General features: G+C 74.0%; 21 protein-coding genes and 1 pseudogene. 11 read left to right on the forward strand and 11 right to left on the reverse strand.

Translation table 11 applies throughout. The features are described from left to right. Positions 1-5: 5 nt before the first annotated feature. Entirely contained in the window at positions 6-1,106 is a 1,101-nt protein-coding gene (locus OG422_RS06585; RefSeq protein WP_405740763.1) for an amidohydrolase family protein, read from the reverse strand. 453 nt (positions 1,107-1,559) lie between these two features. Between OG422_RS06585 and ectA the strand changes: the two genes are divergently transcribed. The 5 genes from ectA (at position 1,560) to OG422_RS06610 (ending at position 6,434) form a co-directional block, all read left to right on the forward strand. Further along, positions 1,560-2,123, forward strand: coding sequence for a diaminobutyrate acetyltransferase (gene ectA / locus OG422_RS06590; RefSeq protein ID WP_405740766.1), 564 nt, complete (start codon positions 1,560-1,562; stop codon positions 2,121-2,123). A gap of 107 nt (positions 2,124-2,230) precedes the next feature. Then, on the forward strand, positions 2,231-3,499 hold the full coding sequence (gene ectB, locus OG422_RS06595) for a diaminobutyrate--2-oxoglutarate transaminase (protein WP_405740769.1): 1,269 nt from the start codon (positions 2,231-2,233) through the stop codon (positions 3,497-3,499). 58 nt (positions 3,500-3,557) lie between these two features. Further along, positions 3,558-3,974: an ectoine synthase gene (locus tag OG422_RS06600; protein WP_405740772.1), complete on the forward strand. Its 417-nt coding sequence runs from the start codon at positions 3,558-3,560 to the stop codon at positions 3,972-3,974. Between the two features lie 80 nt (positions 3,975-4,054). Beyond that, a complete protein-coding gene (gene thpD, locus OG422_RS06605) occupies positions 4,055-4,954 on the forward strand; it encodes an ectoine hydroxylase (protein ID WP_143941819.1) in 900 nt (299 codons plus the stop codon). 160 nt (positions 4,955-5,114) lie between these two features. Beyond that, complete coding sequence (locus tag OG422_RS06610; RefSeq protein WP_405740776.1) at positions 5,115-6,434, forward strand: alpha/beta fold hydrolase; 1,320 nt, start codon at positions 5,115-5,117, stop codon at positions 6,432-6,434. A 127-nt stretch (positions 6,435-6,561) separates the two neighbouring features. Here OG422_RS06610 and OG422_RS06615 read toward each other — a convergent pair. The 5 genes and pseudogenes from OG422_RS06615 to OG422_RS06635 form a co-directional block, all read right to left on the reverse strand. After that, a pseudogene (locus tag OG422_RS06615) lies at positions 6,562-7,628 on the reverse strand (aminotransferase class V-fold PLP-dependent enzyme). A gap of 263 nt (positions 7,629-7,891) precedes the next feature. Next, positions 7,892-8,596, reverse strand: a complete 705-nt coding sequence (locus OG422_RS06620) for a DsbA family oxidoreductase (RefSeq protein ID WP_405740779.1) — start codon at positions 8,594-8,596, stop codon at positions 7,892-7,894. Positions 8,597-8,735: 139 nt separating this feature from the next. Further along, positions 8,736-9,332, reverse strand: coding sequence for a GNAT family N-acetyltransferase (locus OG422_RS06625; protein ID WP_143943730.1), 597 nt, complete (start codon positions 9,330-9,332; stop codon positions 8,736-8,738). A 122-nt stretch (positions 9,333-9,454) separates the two neighbouring features. Beyond that, the gene (locus OG422_RS06630) at positions 9,455-10,015 is read right to left on the reverse strand and encodes a GNAT family N-acetyltransferase (RefSeq protein WP_405740783.1); all 561 of its coding nucleotides are present in this window, start codon (positions 10,013-10,015) and stop codon (positions 9,455-9,457) included. 13 nt (positions 10,016-10,028) lie between these two features. Next, positions 10,029-11,582 (reverse strand): aldehyde dehydrogenase (NADP(+)), encoded by a 1,554-nt coding sequence (locus tag OG422_RS06635; RefSeq protein ID WP_405740786.1) that lies wholly within the window; start codon positions 11,580-11,582, stop codon positions 10,029-10,031. A 120-nt stretch (positions 11,583-11,702) separates the two neighbouring features. Between OG422_RS06635 and OG422_RS06640 the strand changes: the two genes are divergently transcribed. Further along, positions 11,703-12,473, forward strand: coding sequence for an IclR family transcriptional regulator (locus tag OG422_RS06640; protein WP_143943733.1), 771 nt, complete (start codon positions 11,703-11,705; stop codon positions 12,471-12,473). 440 nt (positions 12,474-12,913) lie between these two features. Continuing rightward, on the forward strand, positions 12,914-13,561 hold the full coding sequence (locus OG422_RS06645; protein ID WP_143943734.1) for a sortase domain-bontaining protein: 648 nt from the start codon (positions 12,914-12,916) through the stop codon (positions 13,559-13,561). 67 nt (positions 13,562-13,628) lie between these two features. Here OG422_RS06645 and OG422_RS06650 read toward each other — a convergent pair whose 3' ends face one another. After that, positions 13,629-14,840 carry a hypothetical protein gene (locus OG422_RS06650; protein ID WP_405740789.1) on the reverse strand — a complete coding sequence of 404 codons (1,212 nt, stop codon included), beginning with the start codon at positions 14,838-14,840 and terminating at the stop codon, positions 13,629-13,631. Further along, on the reverse strand, positions 14,840-15,802 hold the full coding sequence (locus OG422_RS06655) for a 5-dehydro-4-deoxyglucarate dehydratase (protein ID WP_143944645.1): 963 nt from the start codon (positions 15,800-15,802) through the stop codon (positions 14,840-14,842). The genes OG422_RS06650 and OG422_RS06655 overlap by 1 nt, the downstream gene beginning before the upstream one ends. 342 nt (positions 15,803-16,144) lie before the next feature. On the opposite strand from OG422_RS06655, the gene OG422_RS06660 reads away from it, so the two are divergent. The 3 genes from OG422_RS06660 (at position 16,145) to OG422_RS06670 (ending at position 18,784) form a co-directional block, all read left to right on the forward strand. Further along, the gene (locus tag OG422_RS06660) at positions 16,145-16,954 is read left to right on the forward strand and encodes an NAD-dependent epimerase/dehydratase family protein (RefSeq protein ID WP_405740792.1); all 810 of its coding nucleotides are present in this window, start codon (positions 16,145-16,147) and stop codon (positions 16,952-16,954) included. A 160-nt stretch (positions 16,955-17,114) separates the two neighbouring features. Next, a complete protein-coding gene (locus OG422_RS06665; protein ID WP_143944643.1) occupies positions 17,115-17,387 on the forward strand; it encodes a GlsB/YeaQ/YmgE family stress response membrane protein in 273 nt (90 codons plus the stop codon). A gap of 113 nt (positions 17,388-17,500) precedes the next feature. Continuing rightward, positions 17,501-18,784 (forward strand): TerD family protein, encoded by a 1,284-nt coding sequence (locus tag OG422_RS06670; RefSeq protein WP_405740796.1) that lies wholly within the window; start codon positions 17,501-17,503, stop codon positions 18,782-18,784. A 270-nt stretch (positions 18,785-19,054) separates the two neighbouring features. On the opposite strand, the gene OG422_RS06675 is transcribed toward OG422_RS06670, so the two are convergent. Beyond that, the gene (locus OG422_RS06675) at positions 19,055-20,542 is read right to left on the reverse strand and encodes a hypothetical protein (RefSeq protein WP_405740799.1); all 1,488 of its coding nucleotides are present in this window, start codon (positions 20,540-20,542) and stop codon (positions 19,055-19,057) included. A 220-nt stretch (positions 20,543-20,762) separates the two neighbouring features. Between OG422_RS06675 and OG422_RS06680 the strand changes: the two genes are divergently transcribed. Further along, positions 20,763-22,610: an endonuclease/exonuclease/phosphatase family protein gene (locus tag OG422_RS06680; protein WP_405740802.1), complete on the forward strand. Its 1,848-nt coding sequence runs from the start codon at positions 20,763-20,765 to the stop codon at positions 22,608-22,610. 96 nt (positions 22,611-22,706) lie between these two features. Here OG422_RS06680 and OG422_RS06685 read toward each other — a convergent pair whose 3' ends face one another. Together OG422_RS06685 and dapD are read right to left on the reverse strand one after the other, a co-directional pair. After that, entirely contained in the window at positions 22,707-23,609 is a 903-nt protein-coding gene (locus tag OG422_RS06685) for an EI24 domain-containing protein (protein WP_405740804.1), read from the reverse strand. A 134-nt stretch (positions 23,610-23,743) separates the two neighbouring features. Continuing rightward, positions 23,744-24,733: a 2,3,4,5-tetrahydropyridine-2,6-dicarboxylate N-succinyltransferase gene (gene dapD, locus OG422_RS06690; RefSeq protein ID WP_405740807.1), complete on the reverse strand. Its 990-nt coding sequence runs from the start codon at positions 24,731-24,733 to the stop codon at positions 23,744-23,746. Between the last annotated feature and the right edge of the window lie 35 nt (positions 24,734-24,768).

The raw sequence follows: 24,768 nt of genomic DNA on the forward strand, positions 1-24,768 counted from the left end.
CGCCCTCACCCGATGACCCGCCCCCGCAGCACCACCCGCCGCGGCGCGGCCAGCACCCGGACGTCCGCGCGCGGGTCCTCCGGGTAGACGACCAGGTCGGCGGAGGCACCCTCGGTGAGGCCGGGGCGGCCCAGCCAGTCGCGGGCGCCCCAGGTGGTCGCGGAGAGCGCCGCCACCGCAGGCAGTCCGGCCTTGCGCAGCTCGGCGACCTCCTCGGCGACCAGGCCGTGCGCCAGCGAACCGCCCGCGTCCGTCCCGGCGAAGACCGGTACCCCGGCGTCGTAGGCGGCCCGTACGGTGTCGTAGCGGCGGGCGTGCAGGCGGCGCATGTGGTCGGCCCAGCGCGGGAACTTCTTCTCGCCGCCCGCCGCCAGGTCCGGGAAGGTGGCGATGTTGACGAGGGTCGGCACGATCGCCACGCCCCGTTCGGCGAAGAGCGGGATGGTCTCCTCGGTCAGCCCCGTGGCGTGCTCAATGCAGTCGATGCCCGCCTCGACCAGCGGGGCGAGGGAGTCCTCGGCGAAGCAGTGCGCGGTGACGCGGGCGCCGAGCCGGTGGGCCTCGGCGATGGCGGCGGCGACCTCGCCCGGCGGCCAGCAGGACTCCAGGTCACCGGTGGAGCGGTCGATCCAGTCGCCGACGAGCTTGACCCAGCCGTCGCCACGCCGCGCCTCCTGCGCCACGTAGGCGACGAGGTCCTCGGGCTCGATCTCGTGGGCGTAGTTGCGGATGTAGCGGCGGGTGCGGGCGATATGGCGTCCGGCGCGGATGATCCGGGGCAGGTCGGCGCGGTCGTCGATCCAGCGGGTGTCGGACGGGGAGCCCGCGTCGCGCAGCAGCAGCGCGCCCCCGTCGCGGTCGGTGAGCGCCTGCTTCTCGGCGGTTGCCGCGTCGACGGGGCCGTGGGCGTCGAGCCCGACGTGGCAGTGGGCATCGACGAGACCGGGCAGCACCCAGCCCTCGACGGTGGTGAACTCCCGGGTGGTGCGCGGGCGTTCATGGGTGACGCGGCCGCCGACGACCCACATCTCGTCGCGCACGTCGTCCGGCCCGACCAGGATCCGCCCCTTGAGGTGCAACGCCGCACCTTCACTCTTCGACGTCATGACGGCACTTTATGCGCAAGCTCACGCCCGCCGTCCGCGCGCCCGCGTGAAGCGGCGCACGCCGGTCGATTTCCGTAAACGGAAGTGTCTTGTGTGCTTTCCTGGCAGTCCATCTCGCGATGCCTGCGGCAACCTTGCGAGGAACCTTCCGCTGGCAAATTCCCAATTCTTTGGATGCCAGCTTCCCGTATTCTCCTTCCCGCTTTTCCCGACCTCAAACGCCAAGATTCTGCTAGCGCCGGGAGTCGGAATTCGGATCGATCTCGGGGACGTTACGGACCTGTGACCGACTCCACACGTCGCCCGCTTCGCCCGAGATTTCCGGTACAAAAGCATACATCTTGCCGGGCTTCCGCGCGCTCGGGCGCCCCCGCGCGATAACATAAAGGTCCCCGACGACGTAACCCCTGCCCGCGATGCAATTTGCTTTTTCCCTCGGTAAATTTAATTTCCATGACCGCCGCACAAGCAGACCATGCACGTGCCCGAAGCGAAATCAAGGAATTGCCGGAGGGTTTCAAGCTCGACACCCCACGCGTGGAGGACGGAGCCGCGATCTGGCGAATCGCCCGCGACTCCCGGACACTGGACCTGAACTCCTCCTACAGCTACCTGCTGTGGTGCCGTGACTTCGCCGCCACCTCCGTCGTCGCCCGCGACGACGAGGGAGCGCCGGCCGCCTTCGTCACCGGCTACATCCGCCCCGACCGTCCGGACACCCTCCTCGTGTGGCAGGTGGCCGTCGACGACGCGCACCGCGGGCGCGGCCTCGCCGCCGCCCTGCTGGACGGGTTGACCACCCGCATCGCGCGGGAGCAGGGCGTGAGCCGCCTGGAGACGACGATCACCGCGGACAACGCCGCGTCCAACCGGCTCTTCTCCTCGTTCGCCGAGCGCCACGGCGCCCCCCACCGCCGCGAGGTGCTGTTCGACGCGGCGCTCTTCCCGGAGCAGGGGCACGAGCCGGAGGTCCTGCACCGCATAGGCCCGTTCACCACACCCGCCCTCTGTCTCTGACCGCATCACCCCGCGGGTCCCACGGCGGCACCCGGTGCCACCGTCCGGAGGCGCCCGCACCCAAGACTTCGCAAGACCCCACGCCACTCATCTCCCAGGAGCATGCTGTGACCATCACCCAGCCCGATCTGAGCGTCTTCGAGACCGTCGAGTCGGAGGTGCGGAGCTACTGCCGCAGCTGGCCGACCGTGTTCGACCGTGCGCAGGGCAGCCGCATGACCGACGAGGACGGCCACATCTATCTGGACTTCTTCGCCGGGGCCGGTTCGCTCAACTACGGCCACAACAACCCCGTCCTCAAACGCGCCCTGATCGACTACATCGAGCGGGACGGCGTCACCCACGGCCTGGACATGTCGACGACGGCCAAGCGGGCGTTCCTGGAATCGTTCCAGAACATCGTCCTGCGCCCGCGTGACCTGCCCTACAAGGTCATGTTCCCGGGCCCGACGGGCACCAACGCCGTCGAGGCGGCGCTCAAGCTCGCCCGGAAGGTGAAGGGCCGCGAGTCGATCGTGTCCTTCACCAACGCCTTCCACGGCATGTCGCTCGGCTCGCTCGCGGTGACCGGCAACGCCTTCAAGCGGGCGGGCGCCGGTATCCCGCTGGTGCACGGCACCCCGATGCCGTTCGACCACTACCTCAACGACACCACCCCGGACTTCCTCTGGTTCGAGCGGCTGCTGGAGGACTCGGGCTCCGGGCTGAACAAGCCCGCCGCGGTCATCGTCGAGACGGTCCAGGGCGAAGGCGGCATCAACGTCGCCCGCCCGGAGTGGCTGCGCGAGCTGCGCGCCCTGTGCGACCGGCAGGACATGCTGCTGATCGTCGACGACATCCAGATGGGCTGCGGCCGCACCGGTGCGTTCTTCTCGTTCGAGGAATCGGGCATCGTGCCGGACATCGTCACCGTCTCGAAGTCCATCAGCGGCTACGGACTGCCGCTCGCGCTCACGCTGTTCAAGCCGGAGCTGGACCTGTGGGAGCCGGGCGAGCACAACGGCACCTTCCGCGGCAACAACCCGGCGTTCGTCACCGCCGCCGCGACGCTCGACACGTACTGGGCCGACGGGCAGATGGAGAAGCAGACGCTGGCCCGTGGTGAGATCGTCGAGTCGCACCTGAAGGCCATCGCCGAGGAGCACCCCGAAGCCGTCGTCGAGTACCGCGGGCGCGGGCTGGTGTGGGGCCTGGAGTTCCACGACAAGAGCCTCGCCAACAAGATCGCCAAGCGCGCCTTCGACCTGGGTCTGCTGATCGAGACCTCCGGGCCGGAGAGCGAGGTCGTCAAGCTCCTCCCGGCGCTGACGACCACCCCCGAAGATCTGGACGAGGGTCTGCGGATCCTCGCCCGCGCCGTCCGCGACCGCGTCTGACCGCGCGTCGCGCCCGGCACCCCTTCGTCACCGTTCCACAGAAAGGCACCGACTCACCGTGATCGTTCGCTCGTTCAAGGACATCGAGGGCACCGACCGCCACGTCAAGGCGGCTTCCGGCACCTGGGAGAGCAAGCGCATCGTGCTCGCCAAGGAGCGCGTCGGCTTCTCCCTCCACGAGACCACGCTGTACGCGGGCACCGAGACGTCGATGTGGTACGCCAACCACATCGAGGCGGTCCTGTGCGTGGAGGGCGAGGCCGAGCTGACCGACGACGAGACCGGCGAGAAGCACTGGATCGCGCCGGGCACGATGTACCTGCTCAACGGCCACGAGAAGCACACCCTGCGGCCCAAGACGGACTTCCGCTGCGTCTGTGTCTTCAACCCGCCGGTCACCGGCCGCGAGGACCACGACGAGAACGGCATCTACCCCCTGCTCACCGAGGACGGCACAGACACGCCCCAGGCGTGAACGACGCCCTTGCGTCCGGTAGTTGACGGACGGCACCCGGCATCCACGGAGCACGTACGAGAGGAGAGGAAGGCAACACCATGACCATCGCACCCGAGCGCACCGCCGACCTGTACCCGAGCCGCGGCACCTCCGAGGTGATCACCCCGCGGAAGGACCCGGTGGTGTGGTCGCAGTCCGGCGCGGCTGGCCCGTTCCAGCCGTCCGAACTGAGCGACTTCGAACGCGACGGTTTCTTCGCCATCGGGGAACTTCTGACGGCGGACGAAGTCGCGGTGTACCGCACCGAACTGGACCGGCTGGTGGGCGACCCGGAGATGCGCGCGAATCCGCGCTCCATCGTCGAGCCGAAGTCGCAGAGCGTCCGGTCCGTGTTCGAGGTGCACAAGATCAGTGAGGTGTTCGCCCGGCTGGTCTCTGATCCGCGTGTGGTGGGCCGGGCCCGTCAGATCCTCGGCTCCGACGTCTACGTCCACCAGACGCGGATCAACGTCAAGCCCGGTTTCGGCGCGTCCGGTTTCTACTGGCACTCGGACTTCGAGACCTGGCACTCCGAGGACGGGCTGCCGAGCATGCGGGCCGTGTCGGTGTCGATCGCGCTCACCGAGAACTTCGACACCAACGGCGGCCTCATGATCATGCCCGGTTCGCACCGGCACTTCGTGGGGTGCGCGGGCGAGACACCGAAGGACAACTACAAGCGGTCGCTACAGATGCAGGACGCCGGTATCCCGTCGGACGAGGCGCTGACGAAGATGGCGGACAAGCACGGCATCCGGCTGTTCACCGGTAAGGCGGGCTCCGCGACGTGGTTCGACTGCAACGCGATGCACGGCAGCGGTGACAACATCACGCCGTACCCGCGCAGCAACGTCTTCATCGTCTTCAACAGCGTGGAGAACGCCGCGGTGGAGCCGTTCGCGGCGCCGGTGCCGCGCCCGGACTACATCGGCGCCCGGGAGTTCACGCCGGTGCGGTGACGCATCCGCCGGACGCACGCGGCCGTCGCACAGCTTGGGTCTGTGCGGCGGCCGCGCCGTGCGCCCGCCGGGATGACGGGACAGCCCCTAGCCTGACCGCGGTGTTCGTGCCCGTCCGGCGGTGGCGGGCGCACCGATGATGAGGAGTGAGGACGGGTTCATGAACGTCGACCGGCTGCCCGGGGTGACCCTGACCGACCATGTGCTGGACGTGCCGCTGGACCACGCCGACCCGGGCGGCGAACGCATCGAGGTGTACGGCCGGGAGGTGGTGGCCGCGGGCCGCGAGGACGCCGCGCTGCCGTGGCTGATGTTCCTCCAGGGCGGGCCGGGCAACGCCGCGCCGCGTCCGCTGGGCCGGGAGTCGTGGCTGGGCCGGGCGCTGGAGGACTACCGGGTCCTCCTCCTCGACCAGCGGGGCACCGGACGCTCGACGCCCGCCAACCGGCAGACGCTGCCACTGCGCGGCGGGCCCCGGGAACAGGCCGGATACCTGGCACATTTCCGCGCCGATGCGATCGTGCGGGACGCCGAGCTGTTCCGCCGCCGACTGGCGGGCCCGGGCACCCCGTGGAGCGTGCTGGGGCAGAGCTTCGGCGGCTTCTGCACCGTCGCGTATCTGTCGCAGGCGCCCGAGGGGCTGCGCGAGGCGCTGGTCACCGGCGGGCTGCCCGGTCTCGACGCGAGCGCCGAGGACGTCTACCGGGCAGCGTATCCGCGGGTGGCCCGGAAGAACGCCGCGCACTACGCCCGGTATCCGCGGGATGTGGCGGCGGCGCGGGAGATCGCGGCGTATCTGCGCGAGCGGGAGGTACGGCTGCCGGGCGGCGGGATCCTGACGCCACGGGCGTTCCAGGCGCTGGGCATGCTGCTGGGCAGCGGCAACGGCTCGCACGTCCTGCACCATCTGCTCGCCGACGCGTGGGTGACGGGCCCGGCCGGGCGGGAGTTGGGCGACGCGTTCCTGGAGGGCGCCCGGGCACACCTGTCGCACGCCGCGGCGCCGCTGTTCGCGGTGGTCCACGAGGCGATCTACGGGCAGCGGTCGGTGGACCCGGGCCCGACGGCGTGGGCGGCGCAGCGGGTACGCGACGGCCTGACGGCGTATCCGCAGTTCGACGTCGACACCGTGCTGGACGGCGCCGGGCCGCTCTACTTCACCGGCGAGATGATGTACCCGTGGCTCTTCGACACCGACCCGGCGCTGCGCCCGCTCAAGGAGACCGCGCAGGAGCTGGCCGAACGGCGTGACTGGCCGGACCTGTACGACGCCGGACAGCTGGCGGTCAACGACGTACCGGCCGCCGCCGCGGTCTACTTCGACGACATGTACGTCGACACCACGCACTCCCTGGCGGCGGCGGACCGCATCCGCTCCATGCGGGTGTGGGCGACCAACGAGTGGGAGCACGACGGACTGCGGGTGAGCGACGGGGCGGTGCTGGACCGGCTGTTGCGGATGGTGCGCGGGGAGGTGTGAGCGGGCGGCCGGGCACGAGGCGGGGCGCGGCGTGCGGCGGGGCCGGGGCGCGGGCGCCGGCCGGGCGCGCGGTGGGGCCGGGCCGTGTGCGAGGCGTGCCCCGGCCGGGCGCCCGGCGCCCGTCCGTTCACGCCTCGCCGATGACCTCCAGGGCGCGGTCGACCTCGTCGGCGTCGTTGTAGAGGTGGAAGGCGAAGCGCAGCAGGCCGCCGCGGACCGCGACGCGGATGCCCGCGGCGGCCAGCCGGTCCGCGGCGCCGGGTGGGCCCGCGACGGAGACGATCGCGGAGCCGGGCGCCGGGCGGGGGTCAAGGCCCCGGGCGGTCAGCCCGGCCCGGAAGCGGTCGGCCAGCGCGGTGTTGTGGGCGTGCACCGCGGCCACGCCGACCTCGTCGAGCAGGGCGAGGAGGCGACGGCGCCCACGTAGGAGAGCAGGGCGTGCGGTTCGTCGTAGCGGCGGGCGGTGGCGGCGGGCCGGGCGATCGGGCCGTAGCAGGACGCGGCCGGGTCCTCCCCCGTGACCCATCCGGCGTGCCGGGGCCGCGGCCCGTCGTCGCCGAGGGCGCCGTCGCCGAACGCCAGGAAGGTGGTGCCGCGCGGGCAGAGCAGCCATTTGAAGGCGCCGCAGGCGAGGTAGTCAAAGCCGGTGGGGCGCAGCGGTAGCCAGCCGGCGGCCTGGGTGACGTCGAGGAAGGTACGGGCGCCGTGCGCGCGGGCGGCGTCGCGGACCGCGTCGAGGTCGGCGATCCGCCCGTCGAGCGACTGCACGGCGCTGAACGCGACCAGCGAGGTGGTGGGCCGCACGGCTTCGGCGAGACCGTCGAGCGGGGCGGTGCGGAACGTGAGGCCGGGGGTGGTGGCGAGCGGGTTCACCAGCGAGCTGAAGTCCCCCTCCGGGACCAGGACCTCCGCGCCCGGCTCCAGCGTGGTGGCGATGAACGCGGAGTGCACCGCCACGGAACTGCCGACGGCGACCCGCTCGGCCGGCACCCCCAGCAACCGGGCGAACCCCCGCCGCGCCTCCTCCGCCGGGCCGAAGTATTCGCGCCCCATCGTGCCGTACGTGGCGGCCTCCGCCACGGCCTCGCACACGGCGGCCCGCGAGCGGGCCGGAAGCAGCCCGCCCGAGGCGGTGTTGAGATACGGGGTCCCGGGCGCGAACTCGGCTCCGCCGAGTGAGGTGTGCCGCTGCATGAGACCACTGTGCGGGGATGGGGGCGTGGCGTCCATGGGGCCCGGGGTGGCGGGGGCCCTCCGGGCGACGCACTCCTCCGGGCGGCGGGGGCGTCCGGGCGGCGGGGGCGTCCGGGCGGCGGGCCGGGGCCGGGGCGCCGGGCTTGGCGGCGGGGCTCGCCCGAGCGGCGTGGAGCGGGGCTCCCCTGGGCGGCGGGGCTCGCCCCGGCGGGCGGGGCGAGGCCCCGGTGGCATGCCCCGTACCGCTTACCCCGGGCGCGCGCCTACGCCATGGGCACCGCGCAACCGTCATCGCCGCAGACCCCGGCGTCACCGGACGCGAGCGGCTGCACAGCGCCCTCCTGGTAGGCGCGTTCCAGGGCCTCCCGGAAGACCTCGGCGGGCTGCCCGCCGGAGATGCCGTAGCGGCGGTCGATGACGAAGAACGGGACGCCGGTGGCGCCCAGTTCGGCCGCCTCGCGTTCGTCGGCGCGCACCGCGTCGGCGTAGGCGTCCGGATCGGCCAGCACCCGGGCGGCCTCCTCGGCGGGCACCCCGGCCTCGGCGGCGAGGGCCACCAGGGTCTCCCGGTCACCGAGCGGCCGCGCCTCCGCGAAGTTGGCACGGTAGAACACCCCGAGCAAGGCGTCCTGCACCCCGTGCGCCTTGGCGAGGTGGAGCAGCCGGTGGAGGTCGAAGGTGTTCCCGTGCACCCGGTCCGACCGGTATCCCAGCCCCTCACCCCGCGCGGCGTCGGCGACCCGCGCCTCCATCGCCTCGGCCTGCCCCCGGCTGACGCCGTACTTGGCGGCCAGCATCTCCAGCACCGGCACATCCGTCGGCGCGGGCGCACCCGGATCCAGCTCGAAGGACCGGTGCACCACCTCAACCCCGTCCCGCCCCGCAAACCCGGCCAGCCCGGCCTCGAAGCGGGCCTTACCTATGTAGCACCAGGGGCAGGCGATGTCGGACCAGATTTCGACGCGCATGGGGGTTTCTTTCCTCGTACGGGGACCGGATTCGGCACAACCCGGATGAGCGGTGGGTTATTCCGCGGGCGGGTCGGCCCCGTACGGAGGGGCGGGAGGGCGCCGGGCCGTGGGGCCCGGCGCCGTCACCGGGAGGGTCCTACGCGGCCGGTTCCCGCCACATCGTCCAGAGGGTCGGGCCGCCGCCCGGCAGGGTCAGTTCCTCGCGGACGGTGAAGCCGAAATGCTCGTAGACGGGGAGGTTGGCCGGCTTCGAGGATTCCAGGTAGGCGGGGAGGCCCGCCGCGTCGGCCTTGGCGAGGCCGGAGCGGAGCAGGGCGGCGCCGTGGCCCTGGCCCTGGACGGCCGGGTCGGCGCCGAGGAGCGCCAGGGACCAGTGCGGTTCGGCGGGGGTGTGCGCGGCGGCGGCCTCGACCGCCTCGCCGAACAGGCCCGCGCGGTCGCCGAGGATGTTCGTCAGCTCCTGGATGGTCTCCGCGTCGGGCACGGCCCGGTCCTGCGTCTCCGGCGGCACCCAGAACGACACCGCCGCACCCGTGCGCTCGCACACCCCGGCGTGGGCGTACTGCCGGGTGAAGAGCGTGGTGAAGTACCGGCCCAGCGACGCCTCACGGGTGGCGTCGTCGGGGAAGAACCAGCACATCATCGGATCGTCGTCGAAGGCGCGGACCAGGGTCCGGCTGATCAGCGGGGCATCGTCGAGGGTGGCCGCCAACGGCACGTTCGATATCGGCATACGGGTCATTCTGCACCGGGTGATCTTGGGCGGTACGGCGGGGCCCGGGTACGGCCGACGGACCGCGAAGTCCCGCTCCGTGGAGGGGCGTCCGGGCGGACGGCGCGGTTCCGCGGGCACCCCTAGGTGTCGTCCCGGAGCCGCAGCGTCAGCGTGAGGTGGGTGGCGTCGGGGGCGGGCCCCCGGGAGGGGTCGGGGTGCCAGCCGCGGGCGGTGTAGAAGGCGCGGGCGCGGCCGTTGTGCCACAGGACGTCGAGGGTGGCGGCGGTGTGCCCGGCCGTCCGCCACGCCCGCAGGCATGCGGTGTGCAGGGCGTGGCCGACGCCGGTGCCCCAGTGGGCGGGATCGACGTGGAGCTGGTGGAGGACGACGGTGCCGGGCGCGGCGGTCGGGCCATGGCAGGCGGCGCCGACGACCGCCCCGCCCCGCTCGGCGCAGAGCATCCGGGCACCCGGCCCGGCCAGCGCGTGGCGCCAGGCGTGATGGGCGGCGGACCGGTGAGCGCCCGGATCGGGATCGGCACCGGGGTGGCGGGCCCGGTCGTACGCGACGCGGGCACGGGCGTGCAGCGCCGCGACGGGCTGGAGATCCACGGCGCCGCCCACCCGGATCGTCAGGCCACGCGCCTCGGCGGGATCCACCGGGCGGGCCCGCCCAGGGCACGCCCCTCCGTCAGCACTCACCAGCCAGCCTCCCTCAACCCCGTTCAGGCCGCCCGTCCACCCACCGAGGCAGCCCCAGCGGATTCCCCTCCCGCAGCTCCACCGGAAGCAGCGCATCCGGAGTGTCCTGGTGGACGACCGGGCGCAGCCAGCGTTCGATCGCGGTGGCGCCGACCGAGGTGGCGGTGGAGGTGGTGGCCGGATAGGGGCCGCCGTGGTGCTGAGCGGGGGCGACCGCGACGCCGGTGGGCCAGCCGTTGACGACGATGCGTCCGGCGAGTGCGGTGGCCTCGGCGAGGAGCCGGGCGCCGCGGGCCGCCGGGTCCTGGCCGGCGCTCTCCTCGGCGGAGAGGTGGAGGGTGGCGGTGAGGTTGCCGGGCAGCTGGGCGAGGACCGCGGCGGCCTCGTCGTCTCCGGTGTGACGGACGACGACGGTCACCGGGCCGAAGCACTCCTCCAGCAGGAGGGCGTAGGCGGCGGGGTCGTCGAGGAGGCGGGCGGCCGGCAGCGTCAGGAATCCGGCGCCGACGGTGTGGTCGCCGCCCGCACCGGGGGTCACCGGGGCCTCGACGCCGGGCAGTTGGGCGCGGGCGCGGACGCCGTCCACGAACGCGTCGCGCATCCGGTGGTCGAGGAGGACGCCCGCCTCTGTGTCGCTGACGGCCGCGGTGAGCGCGGTCAGCAGCCGGTCTCCGTCCGGTCCCTCGGGGACGAGGGCGAGGCCGGGCTTGACACAGAACTGGCCGACGCCGAGCGTCATCGACGCGGCGAGGCCGACGCCGATCTCCGCGGCGCGTTCGGCGGCCGCCGCCTCGGTGACGACGACGGGGTTGAGGCTGCCCAGCTCGCCGTGGAAGGGGATGGGGTGCGGGCGGGCGGCCGCCGCGTCGAAGAGAGCGCGGCCGCCGCGGACCGAGCCGGTGAACCCGGCGGCGGCGATCAGCGGATGGCGTACCAGCTCCACCCCGGCGTCGAAGCCGTGGACCAGACCGACGACGCCCTCGGGCAGACCGGTCTCGGCGGCGGCGCGGCGCAGCAGCGCGGCGACCAGTTCGGAGGTGGCCGGGTGGTCGGGGTGGGCCTTGACGACGACGGGGCACCCGGCGGCCAGGGCGCTGGCGGTGTCGCCGCCGGGCACCGAGAAGGCGAGTGGGAAGTTGCTGGCGGCGTAGACGGCGACCGGCCCCAGCGGGATCTTGTGGCGGCGCAGATCGGGGCGGGGCGGGGTGAGCGACGGGTCGGCGTGGTCGATCCGTACGTCGAGGAAGGCGCCCTCGTCGGCGGCGTCGGCGCAGGCCCGCAACTGGTAGGTGGTGCGGGCCAGTTCGCCGGTGAGGCGGCCGGGGCCGAGCGCGGTCTCGGCGTCGGCGGCCTCGATGACGCGGGCGCCGGTGGCGTCCAGCAGGTCGGCGGCGCGGCGCAGCAGGGCGGCGCGGGCGGTGCGGGCGGCGAGGGCCGGGCGGGCGGCGCGGGCGGCGCGGACCGCCGCGTCCACCTCGGCGGCGGTGGCCTCCACCGCGACCTGTTCGCGCCGCTTCCCGGTTCGGGGGTCGACACTCCAGACTGGTGCTGCCGCCGCTGTAGCCACCGCGTATTCCTCCCGAGCGCGCTCTTGCCGCAGGCCGGACACCGTTCGATATGGTGAACGGTGTCCCGGATGCTGAATCTCTGGGACTCTAGGGCGGGCCGATCAGAGGGGTCAAGGGCGATGTCAGCTGCGGAGACGGGTGGAGCGCAGGTCAAGTCCGCGGTACGGACGGTGGAGCTGCTGGAGTACTTCGCGGGCCGCCCCGGTATGCACAGTCTCGCCTCCGTCCAAGAAGCCGTCGGCTACCCCAAGTCCAGTCTCTACATGCTGCTGCGCACCCTCGTCGAGCTGGGCTGGGTGGAGACCGACGCGACCGGTACGCGGTACGGCATCGGGGTCCGCGCGCTGCTCGTCGGCACGTCGTACATCGACGGCGACGACGTGGTCGCGGCGGCGCGGCCGACGCTGGACCGGCTCTCCGACGACACCACCGAGACCATCCACCTCGCGCGGCTGGACGGCGTCAACGTGGTCTACCTCGCGACCCGTCAGTCCCAGCACTATCTGCGGCCGTTCACCCGGGTCGGGCGGCGGCTGCCCGCGCACTCCACGTCGCTGGGCAAGGCGCTGCTGGCCACCTACTCCGATGAGCAGGTCCGGGAGCTGCTTCCGGCGAAGCTGGCGGCGCTGACCGCGCACACGATCACCGACCGCGAGCGGCTGATCGAGGAGCTGCACGCGGTCCGCGAGCAGGGGTATGCGGTCGACCGCGAGGAGAACACGCTGGGGCTGCGGTGCTTCGGCCTCGCGATCCCCTACCGGACCCCGGCGCGCGACGCGATCAGCTGCTCGGTGCCGGTGGCGCGGCTGACGCCCGATCACGAGCAGCTGCTCAAGGACACCCTCTTCGATGCCCGCGACCGGCTGCTGCTGGCGACCCGCAGGCTCTGAGTACGGCCGCGAGGCGCGCCACGCCGTGCCACCTGCGGGCGGAGCGGTGGCGCGCCCGTGGCGCCTCACCCGTTCACCCCAGCGTGCCCCGGGCGGCCCCGACACGCCGTTGGCGCACTGTCCGACCTGCGAAGATCACGGAACCGGCGGGCGACGGGCCGCGCGGCCGGGGGCGTTCTGACATGACGTCAGCAGGCTCGCGACGCGCCGGGCGGTTTATCTCGGAGGGAACAGGTACGGAACCCGACGTTCCGACGGCGCACGGGGCGCCGCGTCCGTACCTCGGAGGTTCGTCGTGTACGCCACCTGCCCGCACATAGGCGCCGCACCGGCTATCACCGGCCCGGGGCGCGCGCCTGACGCCGCGCGCCGTACGGCCGCTCCGGGGCGCCCCGCCGGTGCCCGCGGGCCGCGCCACCGCGCCGCCGGGCGGGCCTGACATGTCCGGCGCGCCCGGGACCGCCGGGGAACGACGGCGCAGGTCGCGCGGCCGGACGGGCAACGGCACGGTGGTGCTGGCGCTGGCCGCGGTGGGTGCCGGGGGCTGGCTGATAGCCGTCGGTGCCCGGGCCACCGCACCGCAGCGGCCGCCCGCCGCCCCGGGACTCGGCGGCCCGGCGGCCCGCACCGGAGCCCGGGACGCCGCCCCGCTGCCGCCCTCCCCGCCGGTCCGCGTCCGCGTACCGGCCGCCGGGATCGACGCCCCGCTGACCGGTCTCGGCCACGACGCCCGCGGCGCGCTCCGGGAGCCGCCCGCCGACCGGCCCGGACTGGCGGGCTGGGACCGCGACGGCGTCCCGCCCGGCTCCCCCGGCACCGCCGTCGTCACCGGACGCGCCGCCGCCACGGCCGGGCCCGCCGCCTTCCGGGGCCTGGCCGCGCTGCCGCCGGGCGGCACCGTCGAGGTCCGCCGCGCGGACGGCCGGACCGCGCTCTTCACCGTCGACGCGGTCGCGCCCCATGAGCGGGACGCCGTCCTCGACGACATCACCCACGATGCCGCCGCCCGGCCGGAGTTGCGCCTGCTGACCTGTGGGGACGCGGAGCGCGGCGTCGTCGTGTCCGCCCATCTCACCGGCGCCGGATAGCCACCGCCCAGGGGGGCCACAGACGGCCGGGGCGGCCCGCGGGAGCCGCCCCGGTCCCGCCGTACCGTCAGCGCGCCGACAGGGTTTCCAGCGCGGCGCCGACGGCGGCCAGGTCCCGGTCGCTCGCCAGGCCCGCGTGGTAGAGGCGGAGTTCCCCGGCGCCCAGTGCGGCGGCGTGCGCGGCGTCCGCGGCGAGGGTGGCGGGGCTGCCGCCCATGCCGGAGACGACGGTGAAGTTGGCGGCGAGGGTGGCACCGGCCGCGTCCGGCGCGGCGGCGAACGGCCCGAGCGCGTCGGCCCGCTGTGCCGCGTCCGGGCCGCACGGCACCACCACGCCGTCGGCATATCCGAACACCCCGGCCGGGTCGGTGCCCGCGTTGGCGCCGCAGCGGTGCGCGGCCGGGTCGGCGTGGAGCAGCACCCGGAAGCCGGGGGCGGCGGCCTCCCGGACGGCGGCGACGGCGGCGCGCCGCAGCCCCCCGGCCGCCCGCGCGCGCCAGGCCCGCACCACGGCGGCCCGGCCGACGCCGAGCAGCGCCTCGACGGCGGCCCACTCCCCCGCCCGGTCCGCTGCGGCGGCGGGCGGCGCCGCCCCGGCCCACAGCGGCTCCAGCGCCCGGCGCACCGCACCGCCCAACTCCTCGGCGTCCAGCCCGAGTCCGGCGTAGCCGCGGCGGCACTCCGTACAGAAGCAGAGCGACATCAGATACTGCGCGGCGCCGGTCAGCTCCACCCCGGCCACCTTGTCGTGGGCGTGCAGATGCGCCATGCCGTACCAGCCGCAGGACTCCAGCTCGGTGCCGTGCGCCCCGGGCCGTACGGCGGCCTCGGCGGCGAGCGTGACGAGATGGTCGCGGACCTCCGGGCGGGCGATGCACGGCGCCCAGGGGTAGCGGTCGCCGTAGGCGTTGCGGACGGAGGTGTCCGGATGGTCCTCGCCCAGGCGGGAGTTGTGGGCCAGCACGACCCAGCTGTGCACCTCGATCCCGGCGTCCGCCAGCGCCGCCGCGGCCGACCCGTACGGGTCCGGGTCCGGCATCCAGTCCTGGACGGCGGGGCGCAGCGCCCGGCCCGCCCAGCGCTTCGGGTCGGGCGGGTAGAGGACGGCGGAGTGGCGGGCGGTGACCACGCGGTGGTGCGGGTGGCGGGGGGTCAGCGCGCGGGTGGAGTGGTAGGCGGCGGCCAGGGTGACCTGACGGATGCCCAGATCGGCGAGGCGCGGCGCGGCCCCGGGGTCGCCGGCCACGTCCCAGGGGTAGAGGAAGGCGGCGGCGCGCATCAGGCGCGGCCCCCGTCCACCGGGCCGCCCGCACCGGGCAGCAGCGAGAGCCCGCGGTCGAGCAGGGCGCGCAGCTCGTCGACGTGCCGGGGGTCCGGCGGGGCGAGCGGCGGCCGGACCTCGCCCGCGTCCAGGCCGCGCAGCCGTACGCCCGCCTTGATGAGGGACACGGCGTAGCCGTGGCCCTGGTTGCGCAGGTCGACGAGGGGGCGGTAGAAGCCGTCCGTCAGGCGGTCGACGGTCTCCCGGTCGCCGGTGGTGAGCGCGCGGTGGAAGGCGAGGGCGATCTCGGGTGCGAAGGCGAAGACGGCGGAGGAGTACAGGCGCACGCCCAGGCCCAGGTAGGCGGGGCCGGTGAGTTCGGCGGTGGGCAGGCCGTTGAAGTAGAGGAAGCCGGAACCGGCGGCCTCGGTGCGGACGGCGCTCATGATGCGCTGGAGCAGTTCGAGGTCGCCCAGCCCGTCCTTGAGGCCGATGACGCCCGGGGTGCGGGCGAGCGCGACGACGGTGTCCGGGGTGAAGACGGCGTTGTCCCGCTGGTAGACGATGACCGGCAGGTCGGTGGCGGCGGCCAGGGCCCGATAGTGGCGCAGCAGCCCCTCCTGACCTGCGTTGACGAGGTAGGGCGGCATGGCGAGCAGTCCGTCGGCGCCGCGCTCGCGGGCGAGGTGGGCGAAGCGGACGGCGAGCGCCGTGCCGTAGCCCGCACCGGCGACCACCGGCACCCGGCCCGCGGTCTCCTCGACGGCCACGCCGACGCACGCCGCGAACTCCTCGGGCGTCAGGGCGTGGAACTCCCCGGTGCCGCAGCAGGCGAAGACGGCGCCCGCCCCGGCCTCGACGCCGCGCCGCACATGGGCGCGGCAGGCATCCAGGTCCACCTCGCCGTCGGGCGCGTAGGCGGTCACGGGGAAGAACAGCACTCCGTCGAGGCGGTCGGCGAGCGGCGAGGCTGAGGTCACGGGCTCTCCCTGGCGTGCGGTGCGTACCGCGGCGCGAAGCCCCCGCGGCACCGGCGGACTGCGGATCCGGCCGCGGACGCGCGGCGACCCACCACCCGCCGTGCACGTCTCTGACCGACGTCCATATCTCTGAACGGCGCCACGCTAGAGCAGCCCGCAGCCGCCGGTCAAGGGGCCCCACCGGCCCACACGCCCACCGAACACCTCGCCACCGTCGGCGTATTGACCACCGCTGATCACGCTCCCTACGGTGCTGACGACCGTGTCCACACCTCTGAATGTCATCCGCATCCGCATGCCGTCGGCGTTCCGGGGGCCACGCCGTTCCGCCGGAGGTCCGCCATGCCCGCACCCCGCACCGTCCTGCTCACCGGCGCCGCAGGCGGCCTCGGCACCCTGATGCGCGAACTGCTGCCCCCGTACGGGTACCGGCTCCGCCTTTTCGACGAGCGCCCGGTGCCGGACGCGCCCGACGCGATCACCGCGCCACTCGCCGACCGTGAGGCGCTGCGCGCGGCGGTGCGCGGGGTCGACGCGATCATCCATCTCGCCGGGATCTCCCTGGAAGCCTCGTTCGACCAGATCCTGCGGGCCAACATCGAGGGCGTCCACCAGCTCTACGAGGCGGCCCGCGAGGAGGGCGTGCGCCGCGTCGTCTTCGCCTCCTCCAACCACGCCGTCGGCTTCACCCCGCGCCCGGCCGACGGTTCGGCCGCGATCGGGATCGGCACCCCGCGCCGCCCCGACACCTTCTACGGCCTGTCCAAGGGGTTCGGCGAGGACCTCGCCTCCCTCTACCACGACCTGCACGGCATCGAGACGGTCTCGCTGCGCATCGGCTCCTGCTTCCCCGAGCCGACCAGCGTGCGGATGCTGTCGATCTGGCTGAGCCCGGCGGACTGCGCCCGGCTGCTGCACGCCGCCCTCACCGCCGAGAACATCGGCCACACCGTCGCCTACGCCTCGTCCGCCAACACCCGCCTGTGGTGGGACCTGTCGACCGCCCGTGCCCTGGGGTACGAGTCGCAGGACGACTCCGAGCCGTACGCGGCGGCGCTGATCGCCGCTCAGGGGGAGCTGGACCCGGACGATCCGGCGCATGCGCACCTGGGCGGCGCGTTCTGCACCGACCCGCCCCGCTGGCCGCACTGAGCAGGCGCGTCGTACGGTCGGGCGGTCCGTCGTCCGATCCGCCGTACGAGGGAACTCGCACCCCCTTCACGGCGTCCTTGAGGGCGACACGTCAGATACGGAAACCGCACGTCACACCGGCGCCACGGCGCCGCGGCGCGCAGGAACGAGGAATCACACCATGGGTATCGTCAGCTGGATCGTCCTGGGGCTGATCGCGGGCGTCATCGCCAAGATCCTGCTGCCGGGCCGGGACCCGGGCGGGCTGGTGGGCACCACGCTCACCGGCATCGTCGGGTCGTTCGTCGGCGGCTGGCTGTCCGTCAAGATCCTGGACCGCCCCATACCGAAGGACGTCTTCGACCTGTCCACCTGGGTCGCGGCCATCGCCGGCTCCCTCGTGCTGCTGATCCTCTACCGGCTGCTCTTCGGCAACTCCCGCGAGCGCCGCTGAACGGCCGCCTCGCCGGAGCCGGTCCGGCGGGGCACACGGAACCGGCCTCCCCCGGACGGGGCGGGTAATGGAACCGCAAAAGCGAGCCGTTCGTTACTGCTGGCATGACCGCAATGACTCCTGGCTCGAATCTCCCGCTCGGCGCCGCTCGGGTGGCGGTGGACGTCACCGCCCCCGTGCGGCTGGACGTCTCGGGCCTGTTGCTCACCGCCGCAGGCAAGGTGCGCTCCGACGCCGACTTCGTCTTCTACAACCAGCCCAGCGGCGGCCCCGGGGTGACCCACGGTGCCGGGGCACCCGGTGGCGGCGACGCCATCACCGTCGACACCACGGCGATCCCCGCGGACATCGAGAAGATCGTCGTCACCGCGAGCCCGGACGCCCCCGGCGCCACCTTCGCCGGTACGGAGCCGACCGGCACCGTGCGCGACGCGGACAGCGGCGCCGTCCTCGCCTCCTTCACCCCGCCCGGGCTCGGCCCGGAGACCGCGCTGGTCGTCGTCGAGATCTACCGCCGCAACGGCGCCTGGAAGGTCCGCGCCGTCGGCCAGGGGTACGCCGACGGGCTCGCCGGTATCGCCACCGACTTCGGCGTCAGCGTCGAGGAACCGACGACACCCGCACCTCCGGCCGCGGCCCCCGCGCCCCTGGCGGCACCGCCCGCGCCGCCCGCCGCGGCCCCCGCCCCGCCGCAGGGCGCTCCCGTGCCGCCGCCCGCCGGGCAGTGGGAACCGCCGACCGGCGCCCCGGCCCCGCTGGCCCCGCCGCCGGGCGTCGCTCCCCCGGTGCCCGCGGCCGCTCCGGCGCCGCCCGCCGCCGGGAAGGTCAATCTGGACAAGGGCCGGGTCAGCCTGCGGAAGAACGAGACGGTCTCGCTGGTCAAGGGCGGCCACCCGCTGCTCGGTTCGGTCCGGATGGGCCTGGGCTGGGAGCCCGCGTTCCGCGGCAAGTCCATCGACCTGGACGCCTCCGTCATCGCCTACGGCCCCGACCGCAAGAAGATCGACAACTGCTTCTTCGGCAAGCTCTCCGTTCTCAACGGCGCCATCCAGCACTCCGGCGACAACCTCACCGGCGACGGCTCCGGCGACGACGAGGCCATCACCGTCCATCTCGGCGGGCTCCCGCCGCAGGTGACAGGCCTGGTCTTCACCGTGAACTCCTTCTCCGGCCAGAAGTTCACCGACGTCGCCAAGGCGTACTGCCGACTCGCCGACGCCCGGACCGGCGAGGAATTGGTCCGCTTCGACCTCACCTCGGCCGAGCCCCGCACCGGCGTCCTGATGGCCAAGCTCATTCGCCAGTACTCCGGCGAGTGGGAGATGACGGCGCTGGGCGAGTTCGTCGACGCGCGCACGGTCCGCGGGATGATCAAGCCGGGGGGTGGGGCGCTGTGAGGTGAGGGGGCGGGGGCACCGGGCAGCGGGTGACCCTCCTGGGGCTCGCCGCTCAGTCCTCCGCCACCCGCGCCCCGGCGCCCGTCGCCAGGACGAACGCGGGGACGCGGAGCCCCTCGGCGGGCCGGGCGTGGCACGCCGGTTGAACGGGGTGCCACGCCCCGGGAGCCCCGGCCATCCGCACGGCGCCCCGCCCCACCGCCAACACACCGGCGGGCGGCGCCGACACCCCCGGTGTCCGCGCCGCCCGCCGTACGGGGCTGCCGTCCGTCAGTCCTCCGCGCGCGACCGCGCCTTGAAGGCGGCCGTCCGCGCCTCCTTGGCGGCCTTCCGGTCGGGGTGCAGCCGGCCCATCGCCTCCAGGACGTCGGGCGTCGCCGGGTGGTCCACCTGCCAGACCGCGTCGAAGAAGCCGCTGTGCTGCCCCGTCAGCCCCACGATCAGGTCACGCAGCTCGTCGGTGTCCTCCTCGGCGGTGCCCAGCTGGGCGGCGATGGTGTCGACGGTCAGCCAGAAGATCATGTCCTGGGACGGCTCGGGGATGTCGGCGAACCCCCGCTCCGCCAGCCAGACCCGGGCCAGCCCGCCCAGCTGCCGGTCGTCCAGCACCTCCCGGAGCGCGGGCTCGGCGTCCGCGCCGACCAGCGCCAGCGTCTGCTGCGCGGCGAGCCTGCGCAGCGGGGCCCCCTCGTCGTCACCGCGGGCCGCCACCAGCAGCTCCCGCGCGGCGTCCAGCGGCGTACGGGACGCGAGCCACTGCTCGGACTCCTCCCGCGCCAGGTCCTCGGGGTAGTCGGGCAGCGCGTCCAGCAGCGTCCCGGCGGCGGCGTCCCGGAGATCTCCGACGGCCGGGGCGTACACGCCCGCCTCCTGCATCCGGGCGCGGACCGCGTAGACGCCGAGCGGGGTCAGCCGGACCATGCCGTAGCGGGTGACGTCCTCGTCGGTCAGCGGCTCGGCGGCGCGGACCGTGTCGCCCGCGTCGTCCAGCTCCTCGATGAGCGCCTCGTCGACCGGCTGGTACGCCACCAGGCCGATGGGCTCCAGCACCCGGAACTGGTCGTCCAGGCGCATCATCGCCTCGGAGACCTCTTCGAGGATGTCGTCGGTCGGCTCCTCCATGTCGTCGGGCACGATCATGGAGGCGGCGAGTGCGGGCAGCGGCACGCTCTGGCCGGGCGCGTCGCCGAGCGCGGTCAGCAGGTAGAGGTTGCCGAGGATGCCGTCGAGGAGTTCGGCCTCCTCCTCGGGGTTCCAGTCGAGGGCGTCGAGGTCCAGTTCGCCACCGTCGGCAAGCTGATCGGCGAGGTCGGCGAGGTCCGGGGCGACCGCGTCGGCGAGCACCGTTTCCATGCCGCCGAGCCAGATGTCGAGGACGTCCTGCGGGCTGCCGCCGGTGAGCTGCGTCAGCTCCTCGCCGGGCTTGGCCAGGCCGACGGCCGCGCTGTCCTCCGCGTCGTCGCCCTCGCCGGTCTCCTCGGTCTCCTCGACCTCGACGAGACCGGTGTCGACGGCAAGCTGCCACGCCTCGGCGGTGAGCCCGGGGCCGTCCTCGTCGGCGGCGAGCCCCAGGTGCTCGGTGGCGGCGCCCAGCGACTCCTCCAGGATCTCGCCGCCGACGCCGACGGGGACGCCCCGCTCGGCCCAGCGGGCGAGCTGCGCCGCCCGCGCCATCAAGGGAGCGCTCAGCGCGTCCCGGGCCAATTCCGCTTCGGAGTGCAGCCGCACCGGCGGCAGGGTCGGGCGGTCTGCGGACATCTGGGGCTCAGCTCCTCGGGGGACTTCGGCTCGTGCGCGCCCCAGCGTAGACGGAATTCCCCGCATGCCGGACGGTTCACCCCGCGGCCCGCTCCCGGTCATCCGGAACACCTTGACAACTCCCCTGGGCACACAAGAGATTGACGCGCGTAGAAGACGCGGATCACGCGCCTCACCCCGCTCCGCCCCCACCCTCTCCCGCCCTCCGGAGGCGCCTGCCATGCCGTCCTCGCCGTCCCGCCGCCCGCTCCGCAGACCGGTCACCGTCGCCGCGGCGGTGGCCGCCGCCCTCGCCGCCGGTCTGGTGGCGCTCCCGCAGACCGCCCACGCCGCCGGTACCCGCATCCACGACATCCAGGGCACCACCCGCCTCTCCCCGCTCGCCGGGAAGCAGGTCTCCGGTGTACCCGGCGTCGTCACCGCGCTGCGCACCTTCGGCTCCGCCCGCGGCTTCTGGGTGCAGGACCCGCAGCCGGACGACTCCCCGGCAACCAGCGAGGCGCTCTTCGTCTTCACCGGGAAGACGACACCGCAGGCCGCCGTCGGTGACGCGGTCACCCTCGACGGCACGGTCGAGGAGTACCACCCCGGCGGAAAGGACGCCGGGCTCCAGTCCGTCACCGAGCTGACCGGCGCCACCTGGCAGGTCACCGCGTCCGGCCGCCCGCTGCCCGCCCCCGTCCGCCTCGACGCCGCCGCGATACCCAGCGACTACGCCCCCGACGCGGACGGCGGCAGCATCGAGTCGCTGCCGCTGCGCCCCCGCTCCTACGCCCTGGACCTGTACGAGTCCCTGGAGGGCATGCGGGTCTCGGTCGCCGACGCGCCCGTCGTCGGCCCGACCAACACCCACCACGAGCTGTGGGTGACCGCCGACCCGAAGCACTCCCGCACCGCCCGCGGCGGCGTCCTCTACGGCTCGTACGCCGACCCCAACCCGGCCCGGATCAAGGTCGGTTCGCTGCTGCCGCTCGATACGCACCCCTTCCCGGCGGCCGACGTCGGCACCACCCTCGGCGGCACCACCGAAGGCCCGCTGGACTACGACAACTTCGGCGGCTACACCCTCCAGGCCACAACGCTGGGGAAGGTCACCGGCCACGCCCCGGCGCCCGAGACGACCCGCGCCTCCCGGCCCGGCGAGGTCGCCGTCGCGACGTACAACGTCGAGAACCTCTCCCCCGCCACCCCGCAGGCGAAGTTCGACCGGCTGGCGAAGGGGCTGGTCAAGAACCTCGCCGCGCCGGACGTGGTGGCCCTGGAGGAGGTCCAGGACGACAGCGGGCCGACCGACGACGGTACGGTCACCGCGGACGCCACGCTGAAGAAGCTGACCGCCGCCGTCGAGGCGGCCGGCGGCCCGGCCTATCGGTGGCGGCAGATCGACCCCGAGAACGACAAGGACGGCGGGCAGCCCGGCGGCAACATCCGGGTCGCGTTCCTCTACAACCCCGCGACGGTGGACTTCACCGACATCCCGGGCGGTGACGCCACCACTCCCGTCGAGGCCCGCGCCGACCACGGCAGGGCCACACTGTCGGCGTCCCCCGGGCGGATCGCGCCGACCGACCCGGCGTGGCAGGACAGCCGTAAACCGCTGGTGGGCCGGTTCGCCGTCAAGGGCCGCCCGGACAGCCGCCTGTTCGTCGTCGCCAACCACTTCAACTCCAAGGGCGGTGACCAGGGCCTCGACAGCCGTTTCCAGCAGCCCGCCCGGAGCTCCGAGAAGCAGCGCACCGCCCAGGCCCGCCTGGTGAACGGCTTCGTCAAGGACCTGCTGGCCAAGGACCCCAAGGCCGACGTGGTGGTCGCCGGTGACCTCAACGACTACCAGTTCTCCCCCGCCCTCAAGACCCTCACCGCGGGCGGTGTCCTCACCGACCAGGTGGGCGGCCTGCCCCGCGCGGAACGCTACGGCTATGTCTACTCCGGCAACTCCCAGGTCCTCGACCACATGCTCACCGGCCCGCATCTGAGCAACACCGACTACGACGTGGTGCACCTCAACGCGGAGTACGCCGACCAGGCCAGCGACCACGACCCGCAGGTGCTGCGGATCCGCCCCTGAGCCGCCCCGCCCGGGGCGCCGGTGCCCACCCGGCCGACCGCCGTGGTCCGACAGGCCGCAGCGGTACGTCCGCCGCCACCGGCGCCCCTGGCCCCGTCACGCCCCCGGGCCGGGGGTGAACGGCGCGGGCGGCGGCCCGAACCCGCCGCCCGTACCGACCGCGCCGGACGCACCGGCCTGCGGCGGCGCACCCGCACCCACCGGCCCGGCGACGGCGACCGGCACCTCGGCGCCCGGCCCGTCCGCCGCGCCCGGCGCGCGCTCGTCCGGCACCAGATCGCGTACCAGCAGCGTCGCCCCGGCCACCGCGCCCGGCATCAGGAACACCGCGGCGAAGGGTATGAGGAACAGCAGGGCGACGGGCGTGCCGAAGCCGACGGCGAGTGCCTTGCGGCCGCCGAGCAGGCGCAGCCGCTCGCGCACCGGTATGTCGCGGCGCTGCATCGCCACCGACGTCAGCTCGACGGCGAGGAAGAAGCCGGAGACGCAGAAGCCGACGGCCGGGACGACGGTCTGCCCGATGAACGGCACGAAGCCCAGCACGAACAGCGCGATGCCGAACGGCGCCGCACGCCGCAGCACCTGGACGCTGTCGCAGAGCGCGATCCAGATCTCCCGCCACAGCGATCGGTCCGGTGCGCTCGGGCAGCGGCCCTCGGATGCCTCGACCCGCTCCGACAGGGACTCGTAGAACGGGTCGCCGATCAGCAGCGTCACCGCCGTGAAGGTCAGCACGGAGAGCATCAACCCGCCGGCGACGAGCAGCGCCACGAACAGGCCGCGCAGCAGCCCCTGCCACGGCGCGCCCCAGCCGTCCGCGAACGGCGTGGCCCAGGCCGCGAGGTCCCCCGAGAAGAGCGCCAGGGCGGTCAGCGCCGCCGCATGGAGCACCAGGGCGATGAGCGCCGGGATCATCCCGAACCCCCACCACCGCCCGTGCCCGGCGACCCACCGCTGTCCCCTGGTCAGATACCGCATCCCCGCTACAAGATCACGCATACCGCAAACCCTACGTTCGGCCCGCGCCCGGCCGGTAGGGCTGTGGACAACCCTGCGTGCTCCCCGCGCGGGCGCACGCGAACGCCCCCGTACACGGCGGTACGGGGGCGTTCTCAGCGCATGGCCGGGGCCGCTCAGTTGTGGCTGTGCAGCACCTCGTTGAGGCCGCCCCACGTCGCCTTGTTCGGGCGGGCCTCGACGACTCCGGTGGTGGAGTTGCGGCGGAAGAGGATGTTGTCGGCGCCGGACAGCTCCAGGGCCTTGACGACCTGGCCGTCGGGGAGCGTGACGCGGGTCCCGGCGGTGACGTAGAGACCGGCCTCGATCACGCACTCGTCGCCGAGGGCGATACCGATGCCGGACTCGGCGCCGAGCAGGCAGCGTTCGCCGATGGCGATGATCTGCTTGCCGCCGCCGGAGAGGGTGCCCATCGTGGAGGCGCCGCCGCCGATGTCGGAGCCGTCGCCGATGACGACGCCCGCGCTGATCCGGCCCTCGATCATGGAGGTGCCGAGCGTACCGGCGTTGAAGTTGACGAAGCCCTCGTGCATGACGGTGGTACCGGCCGCGAGGTGGGCACCCAGGCGCACCCGGTCGGCGTCGGCGATCCGCACCCCGGCGGGCGCGACGTAGTCGGTCATCCGCGGGAACTTGTCGACGCTGGTGACCTGGAGGTGCTTGCCCGCGGCGCGGGCGTTGAGGCGGACCGTCTCCACCTGGTCGACGGCGACCGGGCCGAGCGAGGTCCAGGCGACGTTCGACAGCAGCCCGAACTGGCCCTCCAGGCTCAGGCCGTGCGGCGTGACGAGCCGGTGGCTGAGCAGGTGCAGGCGCAGGTAGACGTCGTGCGCGTCGAGCGGCTTGTCGTCGAGCGAGGCGATGACCGTGCGGACGGCCACGACCTCGACACCGCGGACCGGGTCCGGGCCGATGGCCTGCGGCGCGGCCTCGCCCAGCAGCTCGGCCGCCTGCTCGGCGGTCAGCCGCTCGGTACCGGCCGGGCCGGGCGCGGCGTCCAGGGCGGGCGCGGGGAACCAGGTGTCGAGGACGGTGCCGTCGGGCGTGACGGTGGCGAGCCCGGCGGCGACGGCGCCGGTCGTACGAGAGGTAGCAGCATCGGTCATGCCGAAAACCTAACCGGAGGGCCCCCGCCGAGGCG

It is taken from the genome of Streptomyces sp. NBC_01525 (assembly GCF_045040405.1).
Lineage (GTDB): Bacteria > Actinomycetota > Actinomycetes > Streptomycetales > Streptomycetaceae > Streptomyces > Streptomyces benahoarensis.